The sequence below is a fragment of the Kribbella sp. NPDC051718 genome (assembly GCF_040681515.1).
Taxonomy (GTDB): domain Bacteria; phylum Actinomycetota; class Actinomycetes; order Propionibacteriales; family Kribbellaceae; genus Kribbella.
This window is the reverse complement of the sequence record NZ_JBFAYZ010000001.1, coordinates 218588-232672: the sequence shown is the minus strand read 5'-3', so window position 1 is coordinate 232672 and position 14085 is coordinate 218588. Positions and strand designations below refer to the sequence as shown.

The 14085-nt window shown below is 68.8% G+C and carries 12 protein-coding genes; 9 read left to right on the top strand and 3 right to left on the bottom strand.

Going from position 1 to position 14085, the window contains the following annotated elements:
• Nucleotides 1–20 precede the first annotated feature (20 nt).
• From AB0M15_RS01085 to AB0M15_RS01055, 7 genes are all read left to right on the top strand, one after another.
• Nucleotides 21–845 (top strand): ABC transporter ATP-binding protein, encoded by an 825-nt coding sequence (locus tag AB0M15_RS01085; RefSeq protein WP_363812640.1) that lies wholly within the window; start codon nucleotides 21–23, stop codon nucleotides 843–845.
• Between the two features lie 9 nt (nucleotides 846–854).
• On the top strand, nucleotides 855–1826 hold the full coding sequence (locus tag AB0M15_RS01080; RefSeq protein WP_363812639.1) for an iron-siderophore ABC transporter substrate-binding protein: 972 nt from the start codon (nucleotides 855–857) through the stop codon (nucleotides 1824–1826).
• Complete coding sequence (locus AB0M15_RS01075) at nucleotides 1823–3919, top strand: iron ABC transporter permease (RefSeq protein ID WP_363812637.1); 2097 nt, start codon at nucleotides 1823–1825, stop codon at nucleotides 3917–3919. The genes AB0M15_RS01080 and AB0M15_RS01075 overlap by 4 nt, the downstream gene beginning before the upstream one ends.
• A 142-nt stretch (nucleotides 3920–4061) precedes the next feature.
• Entirely contained in the window at nucleotides 4062–5363 is a 1302-nt protein-coding gene (locus AB0M15_RS01070; RefSeq protein WP_363812635.1) for a metallophosphoesterase, read from the top strand.
• Between the two features lie 104 nt (nucleotides 5364–5467).
• Nucleotides 5468–6625: an MFS transporter gene (locus tag AB0M15_RS01065; protein ID WP_363812633.1), complete on the top strand. Its 1158-nt coding sequence runs from the start codon at nucleotides 5468–5470 to the stop codon at nucleotides 6623–6625.
• Nucleotides 6622–7653 (top strand): hypothetical protein, encoded by a 1032-nt coding sequence (locus AB0M15_RS01060; RefSeq protein ID WP_363812631.1) that lies wholly within the window; start codon nucleotides 6622–6624, stop codon nucleotides 7651–7653. The genes AB0M15_RS01065 and AB0M15_RS01060 overlap by 4 nt, the downstream gene beginning before the upstream one ends.
• 53 nt (nucleotides 7654–7706) lie before the next feature.
• Nucleotides 7707–8915: a YibE/F family protein gene (locus AB0M15_RS01055; RefSeq protein WP_363812629.1), complete on the top strand. Its 1209-nt coding sequence runs from the start codon at nucleotides 7707–7709 to the stop codon at nucleotides 8913–8915.
• Nucleotides 8916–9713: 798 nt separating this feature from the next.
• Here the strand turns inward: AB0M15_RS01055 and AB0M15_RS01050 are convergent.
• Nucleotides 9714–10301, bottom strand: coding sequence for an HhH-GPD-type base excision DNA repair protein (locus AB0M15_RS01050; RefSeq protein WP_363812628.1), 588 nt, complete (start codon nucleotides 10299–10301; stop codon nucleotides 9714–9716).
• 124 nt (nucleotides 10302–10425) lie between these two features.
• On the opposite strand from AB0M15_RS01050, the gene AB0M15_RS01045 reads away from it, so the two are divergent.
• On the top strand, nucleotides 10426–11016 hold the full coding sequence (locus tag AB0M15_RS01045; protein WP_363812626.1) for a TIGR03086 family metal-binding protein: 591 nt from the start codon (nucleotides 10426–10428) through the stop codon (nucleotides 11014–11016).
• An 85-nt stretch (nucleotides 11017–11101) separates the two neighbouring features.
• Here the strand turns inward: AB0M15_RS01045 and AB0M15_RS01040 are convergent, their stop codons facing one another.
• Complete coding sequence (locus tag AB0M15_RS01040; protein WP_363812625.1) at nucleotides 11102–12064, bottom strand: DJ-1/PfpI family protein; 963 nt, start codon at nucleotides 12062–12064, stop codon at nucleotides 11102–11104.
• 133 nt (nucleotides 12065–12197) lie between these two features.
• Here AB0M15_RS01040 and AB0M15_RS01035 point away from each other — a divergent pair, with 133 nt between their 5' ends.
• On the top strand, nucleotides 12198–12827 hold the full coding sequence (locus tag AB0M15_RS01035) for an HD domain-containing protein (protein WP_363812623.1): 630 nt from the start codon (nucleotides 12198–12200) through the stop codon (nucleotides 12825–12827).
• Here the strand turns inward: AB0M15_RS01035 and AB0M15_RS01030 are convergent.
• Nucleotides 12799–14007: an FAD-dependent monooxygenase gene (locus AB0M15_RS01030; RefSeq protein ID WP_363812621.1), complete on the bottom strand. Its 1209-nt coding sequence runs from the start codon at nucleotides 14005–14007 to the stop codon at nucleotides 12799–12801. The genes AB0M15_RS01035 and AB0M15_RS01030 overlap by 29 nt on opposite strands.
• Nucleotides 14008–14085 lie beyond the last annotated feature (78 nt).

The window sequence follows — 14085 nt, the reverse complement described above, 5'->3', positions numbered from 1 at the left end:
GTGAGGCTATCCTTCGGGCCATGCGGGAGTCAGTGGGGCTGGCCGGGAGTGCGCTGAGTCTCGGCTATCACGGCAAGCAGGTCGTCGACGCGGCGTCGCTGGAGATCACGGCCGCCGAGGTCACCGCGCTGGTCGGGCCGAACGGCAGCGGCAAGTCGACGTTGCTGCGCGCTCTCGCCCGGCTGCACAAGCCTGACGCCGGTGAGATCAGCTTCCCCGACGGGGCCGATGCGCTCGCCCTGTCGTCGAAGGACTTCGCGCGGCGAGTGACCTTGCTCTCGCAGTCCCGCCCGACTCCCAACGGCGTCAGTGTGCGGGACGTCGTCGGGTACGGCAGGCACCCGTACCGCGGTCGCTGGCGCCACGACGACCCGGACGGCAATCGCGCCATCACCCACGCGATGGACGTCACCGGTGTCGCCGTGATGGCCGAGCGCGCCGTCGACGAACTGTCCGGCGGCGAACTGCAGCGCGTCTGGCTCGCCACCTGCCTTGCCCAGGACACCGGCGTCCTGCTGCTCGACGAGCCGACCACCTTCCTCGACCTGCGCTACCAGATCGAGATCCTCGACCTGATGCGCGACCTCGCCGACGATCACGGTGTCGCCGTCGGCGTCGTCCTGCATGACCTGAACCAGGCGGCCGCTGTCGCCGACCGGATCGCCCTGCTCGACCAGGGCCGGATCCGCGCAACCGGTACGCCGGCCGAGGTCCTGCAAGCCGATGCCCTGTCGGAGACGTACGGGATCCGGATCGAGGTCGGTACCGACCCCGCCACGGGCCTCGTCACCACCCAGCCCGTCGGCAAGCACCTGCAACGCCAAACCCTCCAGCAAACCAACTGAGGTCATTTGATGAAGAGACTCACCGCCCTAGCAACCCTGGCTTTGGTGCTGACCGCCTGCGGTAGCAGCGAGAACGTCACGCCGGAGGCCAACAGTTCGGCGACCAACCAGGGGCCCGTCTCCGTCACGGACGCGCGGAACAAGAAGGTCGACCTCAAGGCGCCCGCCACCAAGGTGGTCGGCCTGGAGTGGGGCATCGTCGAGAACCTGATCACCCTCGGCGTGCAGCCGGTCGGGGTCGCCGACGTGAAGGGCTACAACACCTGGGTGAGCGCGGAGAAGCTCGACGCGTCGGCCAAGGACGTCGGCACCCGCGGCGAGGCGAGCGTGGACGCGATCGTCGCGCTGACCCCCGACCTGATCATCACCACCACGGACGAGTCGTCGGCCACCATCGCCCAGCTGGAGAAGGCCGCGCCGGTCCTGGTCATCCGCGGCGCGGACGCGAAGAACGCGATCCCGCAGATGCGCACCAACCTCGAGCTGGTCGCCCAGGCCGTCGGCAAGACCGACCAGGCCAGGACGGCGCTCGCCGACTTCGACAAGAAGCTTGCCGAGGGCAAGCAGAAGCTCGCCGACGCGGGCAAGGCCGGTACGCCGTACACGATGGCCGACGGTTACAAGCAGGGCAGCACGATCTCGATCCGGATGTTCACCTCCGGCTCGCTGCTCGGTGCGGTGACGAACGAGCTCGGCCTGAAGAACGCCTGGACCGGCGCCGGCGACCCCGACTACGGCCTCGCGCAGACCGACATCGAAGGCCTGACCAAACTCAAGGACGGCGAGTTCCTCTACATCGCCAACAACGGCGACGGCGGCGACGTGTTCGGCGGTGACCTGGCCAAGAACGCGATCTGGAAGAACCTGCCGTTCGTGAAGAGTGGCAACGTGCACCGGCTGGCCGACGGGATCTGGATGTTCGGCGGACCGAAGTCGACCGAGCAGTTCATCGACGCGACGGTGCAGGCAGTCACCTCTTGACCCAGCTGACCGCCCAGCGGCCCGACCTCGCCACCGCGCCCCTGGAGCCTGTACGCCGGGTGCGCGTGGCGGGTGTCTTCGCGATCGCGGTCGTCGCGATCATCGTGCTGGCCGCGGTCCACCTCACCCAGGGCACGTCCTCGGTGAACGCCGGCGACCTGCTCGAGCTGGTGATCGGCCAAGGCACGGACAACTCGGCCAACGTGCTGGTCGCGTCCCGGTTGCCTCGGCTGCTGGCCGGCGTACTGGTCGGGCTGGCGTTGGGCGTCGCCGGTGCTGGTCTGCAGTCGCTGGCGAGGAACCCGCTCGCCTCGCCGGACACGCTCGGCGTCAACGCGGGCGCCTACCTGGCCGTAGTGATCTTCGCCGCCTTCGGGATCTCGCTTCCGGCCCTTCCGTCGGGTGGCATCGCGTTCGGCGGCGGGCTGGCGGCCGCGATACTGGTCTTGGGATTGTCGGCCGGTGGTACCGCCGGGCCGACCCGGTTGATCCTGGCCGGGTCGGCGGTCGCGATGGCGCTGGCCGGGCTGACCACGCTGCTGATGTTGCTGTATCGCGAGGAGACGATCGGCACCTTCGCGTGGGGAGCCGGGACGCTCGTCCAGACGGACCTCGTCGCAGTCGAGCAGATGGCGCCGGTCGTTGCCGTCGGCATCTTCGGGGCGATGATGCTGGCCTCGAAGCTCGACATCCTTGCCCTGGGCGACGATACGGCTTCCGTATTAGGTGTCCGGGTACGCCGTACGAGGGTGTGGATCACGCTCGTCACCGTGCTGTTGTCGGCCGCGGCGGTCACCGTCGCCGGCCCGGTCGGGTTCGTCGGACTGGTCGCGCCGGTGCTCGTCCGGCTGATCGCTCCGCTCGTCCCGGGCCTCATGCGCCACCGCGTGCTGCTGCCGTTGTCCGGACTGGCCGGCATCCTCGTGGTGATCGCGTCCGACGTCGTCCTGCGCGCGATCCTCGGCGGCCAAGCAGGCGTGGAGATCCCGACCGGCATCATGACGATGCTGGTCGGCGCGATCGTGCTCGTCTGGCTGGCCCGCCGGTTCCGCGACTCCGGACCGAGCCGGCAACAGGCCGGGGGAGCCGGTGGCGGTCTGCGGACCCTGCGGACGTTCTGGATCGTCACCGTTGCGCTGATCGTGCTGCTGGTGGCGGCGCTTGTCTTCGCGATGCTCGCCGGTGACGCCTTCCTGCGTACCGGCGACATCGTCAACTGGCTCAACGGCCGGTCCGGGCGGGCGATCACCTTCGTTCTCGACACGCGTTTCCCGCGGGTCCTGTCGGCCGTCCTCTGCGGGGCGGCGCTCGCGATCGCGGGTGCGACCGTACAGGCCGTCTGCCGCAACCCGCTGGCGGAGCCGGGCATCCTCGGCATCACGGGCGGCGCCGGTGTCGGTGCCGTCGTCGTGCTGATGGCGGTACCGACGGCCGGAATCTGGCTCCTGTCCGGCGTCGCCGCAGCGGCCGCACTGGCCACCTTTGCGCTGGTCTATCTGGTCTCCTGGAGGGGTGGGCTCAGTTCGGACCGGCTGGTGCTGATCGGGGTCGGCGTCTCGTCGGCGACGACCGCGATCATCACCTTCGTCATCGTCTACACCGATCCCTGGAACCTCAGCCTCGCGATGACCTGGCTGTCCGGCAGCACCTACGGGCGCACCCTGCCGCAGGTGATCCCGGTGGCGCTCGCGTTGCTCGTCCTCACCCCGGTGATGGTGCTGGCCCGGCGCGAGCTCGACCTGCTCTCGCTGGACGAAGACATCCCGCGCATTCTCGGCGTACGCCTGGAGCGCACCCGCCTCGTCGCGCTGGTCGGCGCCGCGCTGATGACCGCCGCGGCCGTCTCCGCGATCGGCGTCGTCGGGTTCGTCGGCCTGGTCGCTCCCCATGCGGCCCGGGCGCTCGTGGGTGGACGGCATGCCCGGTTGCTGCCCGTCGCGGCGTTGCTGGGCGCAGTACTGGTCAGCGTCGCCGACAGCCTCGGGCGGACGTTGCTGGCCCCGGCGCAGATCCCGGCCGGCCTGCTGACGGCGCTGATCGGGGCGCCGTACTTCGTGTACCTGCTGTGGCGGACCCGGGCCGTAAAACTCTGAACAGTCCGCTGGAAAACGGGTTCCGGGGCGTGCTTCACGCGGTGTTCATTCAGTGAACATCGGGTAGAGCTTTCCGGGGTGGTTGCTGATTGTGTTCAGCCCGCTACTTTGCTGTTCACCCCCTACCGCCCGAGGTGGAATCATGTTGAACAGACCGTCCCGCCGTACCGCGATCGCGGCCCTCGTCACCGGAGGACTGCTCGTCGGCGCCCTGACCATCGTCGTCACCAACAGCTCGTACGGCGATCCGCGACCGGTCGCCGCCACGCTGCAACCGCAGCAGGATGTCACCCAGCAACAGGACACGATCGTCGCGGGTGAGCAGCTCCAGCTCGCCGAGACCGGCGCGAAGACAGTGGCAGTCTCAGCCTTGAGCAAGGCTCGAACGAGTCAGCAGGTGTGTGCGAGCACGGACTCTCGGTGGGTCCGGGTTCGCTTCAGGGAGCTGACGCTGGCCGGCAAGGACACGGTCACCGTGACCGGCTCGGCCGGTGGAAGTTACACGCTCAAGGCAACCAATTGGGCCGGGAAAGCCTTCTACACCAGGGCTTTGCAGGGTAACTGCGTGACGGTCAAGCCGACCTTCGCGTCGTCGGCCAGCAGCTACCGGGTCGACGCCTACCAGGCGGGGATCCTGGCGACTGTGACGGTCGCGGCGGCCGGTGACATCTGCGGGTCGGCGTGCAACCAGACCCGCCCGCTGGTGGAGGCGATGAATCCGACGGCGGTGATCACGGCCGGCGACAACGCTTATGAGAGCGGGACGCTTTCGGAGTACAACAACAACTACAACCCGCAGTGGGGTGTCTTCAAGAGCAAGACGTTCCCGACGCCGGGCAACCACGAGTACGTGACGGCCAACGCCAAGGGGTACTTCGACTACTTCAACGGCGTCGGTCAGGCGACCGGCCGGGCCGGCGACCGGACCAAGGGCTACTACAGCTACGACGTCGGCGACTGGCACTTCGTCGCGCTGAACTCGAACATCGCCAAGACCTCCACGAGCACCCAGGTCCAGTGGCTGCGCGCGGATCTCGCCGCCAGCACCAAGCCCTGCACCGCGGCGTACTGGCATCACTCGCGGTTCGCTGCGGGCAACTACAGCGACAACACGTCGGTGCAGCCCTTCTTCCAGGCGCTCTACGACTACCACGCCGACCTGGTGATCAGCGGCCACGACCACAACTACATCCGCTTCGCCCCCTCGAAGCCGGACGGCACCCTGGACGCGGCGAACGGCGTCCGGGAACTCCTGATCGGCACCGGCGGCCGCGCCCTCTACGGCGCGGGCGGCACCACCAAGGCCACGATCGAGAAGAAGGACTACAACACCTTCGGTGTAGGCAAACTGACCCTCACCGCCACCGGCTACACAGCCGCCTTCGTCCCCGTCGCCGGCCGAACCTTCACAGACTCGGTCCAAGGCACCTGCCACGCTAAATGATGTACCTCTCCAGCACCCGGGCGGCAGACACCGCCCGGGTTGCGACCCCCAAAACAAGTTCGCCTGTACGCCGGGTGTCGGGAACTGTGGTTGCGCTCGGCTTGGTGAGCCTGGTGACCGACGCCTCCGCCGAGATGGTGACGGCGATTCTGCCGCTCTATCTCATGTACGGGCTCGGACTCGGCTTCCTGCAACTGGGTGCACTGGATGCGCTCTACACCGGCGCGACCGCGTTGCTGCGGTTGGCCGGCGGGCATGTGGCTGACCGGCTTGGACGGCCGAAGGCTGTTGCTGTTGCGGGGTACGGCCTGTCGGCGTTGACGAAGCTCGGGTTGCCTGCTGTCGGTGGATCACTGTCTGGGCTGAGCTCCGTGATCGCCGTCGATCGCGCAGGCAAAGGCATCCGTACCGCACCTCGCGACGCCCTCATCTCGCTCTCCACGCCCGTTGAAGACCTCGGACGCGCGTTCGGCGTGCATCGGGCGCTCGATACGGCGGGCGCCCTGCTCGGTCCGTTGCTCGGGTTCGCGATCATCGCCGCGATCCCGGGTGGGTACGACGTCGTCTTCAGCACCAGTTTCTGTCTGGCCGCGATCGGCGTCCTGATCCTCGTCTTCTTCGTCACGCAACCCCGCACCATCGTCACCAAAGCAGCGGTGAGCATCCGGGCCGGCCTGGCCGCGGCAACCGCACCAGAACTTCGCCGCCTGATCATCGCGGCGGGATTGCTCGGCCTGGTGACCGTCGGCGACATGTTCCTGTACTTCTCCGTCCAACGCACAGCCGGCCTGCCACCCGCCATCCTCCCGCTCCTACCCCTCGGCACCGCACTGACCTTCATGCTCGCCGCCATCCCGTTCGGCCGCCTGGCCGACCGCATCGGTCGCTGGAAGCTCTTCCTCCTCGGCCACGGTCTGCTGCTGGCCGCCTACCTCCTGATCGCCACCAATACCCAAGGCCGGCTGGTAGCAGCCGCGATCCTGCTCCTCCACGGACTCTTCTACGCAGCCAGCGACGGCGTCCTGATGGCGTACGCCGGCCCGCTCATCCCCACGTCGTTGCGTGCTACCGGAATGGCGACGATCCAGACCGCGCAGGCGTTGGCTCGAGCGGCTGGTGCCCTGGCGTTCGGCGCGCTGGCAGCCGCGGTCCAGCCGACGCTGACCTTCGCGCTCTTCGCGGTCGCGCTGGCGGCGGCGATCGCAGCCGGCGCTTGGCTCTGCCGCGAGTCGACGCCCGCTGCCGCGGTGGACACGCCATGACGGCCGCGATGGGTCGCAGCAGAATCATCGCCGGAGCCTTGGCAATAGCCGTCTTCGTTGCCGCCGGCATCGGCTACCTCGGCTGGCGCGTCGCGACGACCCAGCAAGCATCCGCCCAGACCGGCATCCAGCTAGATCGCCCAGGCACCCTCCTGTACGTCGAGCCGGGCACGAACCGAGTCCGCCAGATCGCCCTCGCCGAAGCCGAAGGCGGCGTCGGCGCCGTCTCCGGCGGGGGCGGCGCGGGCCGGGCCGGCGCCCCAGCGCGAGCCTCGGCCCCGGCTGCGGTCGGGGTTGGGCCGGTTTGTCAGCGGGTTTATGTGGGTGGGGGGACTATGGCTTGTCTGCGGGCGACTGCGGTGCCGATGGCGTCGGAGATCGATCTGATCAACACAGGCGGCAAAGTGGTCAAGACCCTTCAGCTGTGGGGGAATCCGAGCAGGGTAAGGGTTTCGCCGTCGGGGAGGCTGGCGGCGTGGACGGTGTTTCGGTCGGGGGACAGCTACATGATGGCTGGGGCGTTCTCGACGACGGCGGGGATTTATGACCTCAAGACCGGGACGCACTACGGCTCGCTCGAAGACTTCACCGCGTCCGTCGACGGGCGGGTGTACAGCTCGACCGACGTCAACTACTGGGGAGTGACGTTCGCATCCGACGACGTCACCTTCTACGCGACGATGGCGTCCAGGGGGAAGACCTGGCTGATGCGAGGCAACCTCCAGAACCGGACGCTGACAGCGATACGCGAGAACGTCGAGTGCCCGTCGCTGTCCCCGGACGGCACCCGGATCGCCTACAAGTTCCGCGACGGCAAGACGTGGCGGCTGCATGTGCTCACACTGGCCACCCAAAAGGACACAGCATTGGCCGAGACGAGTCACGTCGACGACCAGCCGGCCTGGGTCGACGGAGAAGTTGCCTACGGCAAGCAAGATAGCGGGGAGTCGGGCGTTTTCGTAGTATCGGCCGATGGCAGTGGGCAGCCGCGCAAACTCGTCGCGGGTTCGTCTCCGGCGGCTTGGTAGTGGGCCACCATCACGGTCCCGCTGGGCGGGTAGCCAGGCACACGCGCCTGCTGGTGTTGGGCCTTCTACTGCCGTTGCTCGGCCTGACGATCGTGCTGTTGGTGGTGCTGCGACCAAGCGGCGATCTCAAGATCGATGCCCTGCAGAGCGCCAAGGCCAAGGGCGTGGTCACGGCCGTCATCCCGTGTCCGCTGGCGCCCGACGAGTGCGACCGGGCGACGGTGAAGGTGACCGACGGAGTCGGCAAAGGGACCGTCGTGACAGCGCGAGCGGTCAAGCATCCGCTCGTACCGCGGGTCGAGACCGGCCAACGGATTCTGCTCGGCGTCGTGGAGCAGGCCGACCCCGCAGACCGCTACCTGTACGTCGACCAGGACCGGAGCCGCCCGCTCCTGCTGCTGGCCGGACTCTTCGCGGTGGCGGTGATCGCGTTGTCCCGCTGGCGTGGGGTAGCGGCGCTAGTTGCGCTAGCGGTGACAGCCGTCGTGCTGACGCAGTTCGTGCTGCCGGCGATCCTGTCGGGCTCGGATCCTTTGCTGGTGGCGGTTGTCGGCGGTACGGCGATCATGGTGCTCGCCCTGTACCTGACCCACGGGATCAGCGTGCACACGTCGGTCGCACTGCTCGGGACCATCGGCGCGCTGATGCTGACGGCGGTACTGGGCGAGGTGTTCCTCCGGCTAGCGCGGATCAGCGGGCTCAGCTCGGACGGGGCATCGGAGGTCGCGTCGTACGTCCCCGGCGTCGATCTGAAAGGGCTGCTGATCGCGGGTCTGGTGATCGGTGCGCTGGGCGTGCTGGACGATGTCGCGATCACGCAGACCGCTGTCGTCTGGGAGCTGGCTGCCGCCAAGCCGACAGCATCACGGCGGGAGCTGTTCGGCGCCGGGCTGCGAGTCGGGCGGGCGCATGTCGCCGCCGTGGTCAACACGCTGGTACTCGCGTACGCCGGCGCCGCGCTGCCGATGCTCATGCTGTTCAGCATCAGTGGGGTGCCGGAGAGCTACGTGCTGTCGACCGAGCGGGTGGCGGTCGAGGTGGTACGGGCACTGGTCGGCGGGCTGGGCATCGTGGCCGCAGTACCGATCACCACTGCACTGGCGGCCGCGGTACTAGAACCAGTCCCAGGCGAGGCTGTGGATGCCGGGCGCCGGGTCGATGACGGCGAAGGCAGCGGTGTGGCTGGCGCCGACGGAGAGGTCGGTGATGCTGCCGCTGTCGCTGACCGAGGAACGGTAGCTGCGGCAGACCCGGGCCGGTAGTACCGACGGGGCGAACGCAACCTGCATCGAGAAGTCGCGCATCGACTGCTGGACGCGCTGGTTGTGCAGAGTGTCCGGGAGGTCGGTACGGACCTTGTAGTGCAGTACTGCGAGCTCGCCCACTCGCAGCGGCCGGTCGAGGAGCAGCTCGAAGGTCGTGAAGCCCGTCGGCGCGTCCTGTCGCTGGCGGCCGACCCGGCAGCCGCGGGTGCTCGTGATGTCCAGCGGTTCGGTAGTACCGGCATCGCTGCGGACGGCGACGATCTTGCGGTCGAGCCCGTCGACGTCTGCGCGGGCGACCAGGTGGTAGGTGATCGACTCGAGCCGCCGCTCGGCGTCCACGCTCAACTGAAGATGCAGCCCGAGCTGGGCGAACTGGTGGAAGGCGTCGAGACTGCTCCCCATCCGCTCCAGTGCTCGCGCCAGCCCGTCCGGCCGCGCCCACGCCTGATCCGGCCGCAACGCTCCCGGCTTCTGTACCAGCCAACGCCCCCGCGGCCGGGGCGGCCCGAGCAACGCCGCCAACGCCCCGGCGTCCAGCCCGAGAATCTCCTCGATCACGGCAAGCGCCCGCAACGACTCGGCCCGCTCCGGCTGGTTGTGCCCGTGCTGCCAATAGCTCAACGCGGTCTTGCTCACCGGCGTACCGCGCTCCCGCAGTTTGAACTGCAGCCGCTCGAGACTGAGCCCGCTCTCCCGCACCGCCAACCGCAACGCGAGGCTGAACGGCCCGCGGTCGAGTGCCTCCGCCAGCCGTACCCCGTCAACCTGGGCGGAGTCGCGGGAAGCGGCCATCGGTCAGCCGACTGCGTTGTCTTGCTTGTCGCGCTTCGCCGCCTTGGCCGCCTTCTTCCACTCGCGGACCTTGGCCAGCGACTCCGGGCCGTCGATGTCGGCGACCGAGCGGGGTACGTCGTCGCCGAACATGCCGGCCGCCTCGCGCCAGCCGTCGGGGGCGACCCCTTGGGTCTTGGCCAGGATCGCGACGAAGATCTTCGCCTTCTCCTCGCCGTAGCCGGGCAGCGCGTGCAGTCGCCGGTACAGCTCGGCGCCGGTGTCGACGCCCTTCCAGATGTTCGCCGCCTTGCCGCCGTACTCATCGGCGAGCACCACGCAGACCTGGTGGATCCGCTTGCCCATCGAGCCCGGGAAGCGGTGGATCGACGGCTTCTCCGAACAGATCGCGACGAACTCGTCCACGTCCATCGCGGCGATCTTCTTCGCGTCCAGGTGGCCGAGCCGTTCCTTCAGCTTGGCCGGACCGCCGAACGCCCACTCCATCGGCACCTGCTGATCCAGCAGCATGCCGATCAACAGAGCGGTGCCGTCCTTGTTGAGCAGACCGTCGGCGGCCTTGTCACCTGTGATGTAGAGCGTCCCGGGCATGCGGTCAGGCTACCGGCTGCGGGTTATCCCGTGCACGGGCCCGGATCCACGCCGGAAAGCGGGCGAGGGCGAGCCGACCGGCCTATGCTCAGCGAGGGCAGGGCGACGACGTGGAGGAACGCGGATGGACATCCGGGATCTGGATCGGCGAGCCGGCGCAGTACTCGGCGAAGTAGTCATGCAGGTGCGACCAGAGCACCTGTGGTTCCCCACTCCCTGCCCCGACTGGACGGTCCGCGGCCTGCTCCGGCACATCGTCAGCGAGAACGAAGGCTTCGCCGCGGCAGCGCGCGACGGCTCGGCCCCGGTCCAGACCTGGACCGGCGGGCGACTCGGCGACAACCCAGCCGGTGCCTACCGGCGCTCCAACGTCCGCGTCGCCGAAGCCTTCGCCGATGGCGGCGCGCTCGACCAGCCGATGGAGGTCCGCGAGTTCGGCACCTTCCCCCGCCGGGTCGCCCTCACCTTCCGCCAACTGGACTGCGTAGTCCACGCCTGGGACCTGGCCCGCGCCATCGACGCCCCCTACGACCCACCCCAGGACATGGTCGAGATGGCCCTCACCCTGGCCCGGAGAATCCCCGACACCGAGGCGACCCGAGGCCCCGGCGCAGCCTTCGAACGCAGCCTCAAAACCCCCGGCGACGCCAACGACCTGCCCACCCTCCTCTCCCTCCTGGGCCGCAACCCCGACTGGTTCTCCCCGCTCGACTAACCGCCCCGAACAACAGGACGTCCGTCGCCCGGAGTGAAGCACCTGAGCGTGAGCCTGGTCGACGTGTACAGCGTCTCGCGGTGCACTACCTGTTCTTCGGTACGCCGCTGAAGCGCGCCCGATGCCGACCCGGCGTGGTGTTGAGCACCCGGGTGAAGGCGCGCCGGAGCGTCTCGGGAGACCCCAGCCCGACCTGGCGAGCGATCACGTCGAGTGGGTCCGTCGTTGCCTCCAGCAAGAGCTGGGCAGCCTCCACCCGGACCTTCTCGACGAACCGCGCGGGCGTGGTACCGACCTCGTCATGAAACAGCCTGGTCAGATGCCGACCGCTCACCCCGGCCCGCGACGCCAGTACTTCGAGACTGTGATCACCCGCCGGATCCGAGGTGATCGCGTCGAGCACCTTCCGCACCAGCTCATGCCGCGCCTGCCCAGCGCTCAGCCGCACACTGAACTGCGACTGCCCACCCGGCCGCTGCAGGAACACGACCATCTGCTTGGCGACCAGCCGCGCCGTCTCCGCGCCGAGATCCTTCTCGACCAGGGCGAGCGCGAGATCGATCCCCGACGTCACCCCGGCCGAGGTGATCACCGGCCCGTCCTCGACGAAGATCGCGTCGCTGTCCACCTCGATCAACGGGAACCGCCGCGCGAGCTGGTCCGCGAGTTCCCAATGCGTCGTCGCCCGGCGCCCGTCGAGCAATCCGGCCGCGGCCAGGGCGAAGGCTCCGGCGCAGACTGACGCAGTACGGGCTGATTGCCCCGAGAGCCGCCGGATCTGGTCGAGCAGGGCCGCATCGCTGATGGTGTGCAGCCAATTGGGACCACCCGGTACTACGAGAGTCGCGCCCCGCGCATCCGCCGACGACAGGCTCAGGTCGACCCCGAGTCGGGTGCCGGTGTTGGCGACCACGTCCCGCCCGTCGGGTGAGGCCAGGCGGGAGCGGTACTCGCCGCCCTGCTCGTTGGCGACCGCGAAGACCTCGAGCGGCCCGGTGACGTCGAGCAGCCGGACCCCGTCGTAGACGACCACCAGCACATCAGGCACTCCCCGAGTATGCGGTGCCGGCCGTCGGCGCCGCTCGGTCAGGTGTCCGGATGCGAGGGATACCCGTCCGGATCGCCCCGACCGCCCGCGCGTCGCGCGCGCGAGGCTGGACACCAATCCACGAGGAGGACGAATGTCCAGCATTGCAGGCATCGAGATCCCGGACAGCCGGCTCGCCCAGGAGGCGACCGAGCTGGTCCGCGACGTGACCGACGACCTGGTCTACGACCACTCCCGGCGGGTGTTCCTGTTCGGTTCGCTGAACGGCAAGGAGCTGAAGTACGACCCGGAGCTGTTGTACGTCGGCGCGATGTTCCACGATCTCGGGCTGACCGAGCGGTACCGCGAGTCGCAGCAGCGGTTCGAGATCGACGGGGCCGACGCGGCCGCCGACTTCCTGCGCCGGCACGGGCTCGGTGACGAAGAGACGCAGCTGGTCTGGACGGCCATCGCGCTGCACACCACACCGGAGGTCCCCGCACACATGGCGCCCGAGATCGCCCTCGTCACGGCCGGTGTCGAGGCGGACGTGCTCGGGATGGGCCTGGACCGGATCTCGGCCGACGAGCGCGCCGCGATCGTGGCGGCGCACCCGCGGCCGGACTTCAAGAACCGGATCCTGCAGGCGTTCAACGACGGGATCAAGCATCGGCCGGCGACGACGTTCGGCAACGTGAAGGCGGATGTGCTCGACCGGTTCGTGCCCGGTTTCGAGCGCACCAACTTCGTCGACGTCATCCTCGGGTCGTCTTGGCCTGAGTGATCGCGGGATAGGGCTTGAGGGTGATGGCGTCGGGCTGGCCGGCCAGCTTCGCGAGCAGCGGGCGGAACGGGCGCGACGTCATCAGCCGGGTCGAGGCGTCGCGCAGCCGGATGCCGGTGGCAGTAAGGGGCATCGCCATTTTGACTCCGCCGGGTGGCAGTTCGGTGCGCTGATCGACGTACGGCTGCATCTCCCGCTGGTACGCCGGGAAGGCGCGGGCGTGGTCGCCGTCGTACTCGATCAGCTCGCCGGCCAGGACGTAGGCGCCGACGAGCGACAGCGCAGTACCGTGGCCGGCCAGCGGGGAGCCGCAGTAGCCGGCGTCTCCGAGCAGGACGATCCGGCCGCGCGACCACTCCGGTACGACGACGCGGCTCGTCGTGTCGAAGTAGAAGTCGTCGGCGGCGGGCAGCGCGTCGAGGATGTGCGGCGCGTGCCAGCCGATTCCCTGGAAAGTCTTTGCCAGCAAGGCTTTCTGCTCAGCCTGCTTCAGACGGGGGAGCAGCGGTGAGCGGAAGCTGAGCAGCGCCTTCGCGTACTGCGGGTCGTGGTCCGGCCGCAGCGCGACCCACCGGCCGCCGGGGGCGGAGTGGATCTTGAACCAGCCGTCGAGGGGTTCGGGCGTCTTGACGGTGAAGAACGAGCCGTACCCGCCGAGGTGCTCGACGAACTCCGTTTCGTTGCCGAAGGCAAGCGCCCGGGTCCGCGAGTGCACCCCGTCGGCGCCGACGACCAGATCGAACCGGCGCTCGGTGCCACTCTGGAACGTCACCTGAACGCCGTCGTCGTCCTGACTGAGCTTGGTGATCGAGTCGCCGTAGAGGTACTCGATTTTCTGGCTGGTCGCGCCAAGCAGGATCTCCGACAGGTCCCCGCGCAGAATCTCGATCTCGGCAACCGGTCCGCCACCGTCGAGAATCTCCGCCGGCAGCGCGGCGGTTTGGCGACCGTCGGCGCGGACATACGCCATCCCACGCTCATGCATCCGCCGCTCCTTGATGACCTGCATCAGCCCCATCCGCTCAACCACCTCCCGGGCTGTACCGCGGATATCGACCGTCTGCCCGCCCGGCCGCGGCGCCGGCGCCAGCTCGACAACCGTCGGCTGAAAGCCCGCCTTCTGCAGCCAGTAGGCCAACGCGGGCCCGGCGATCCCTGCGCCGGAGATGAGGATCTTCATGGTGGTTCCTTCCGTCGGGGTAGTGCACGTACGGTGTACACGAGACAGCGTCACACCATCCGCCATCCCGTGCCCGGG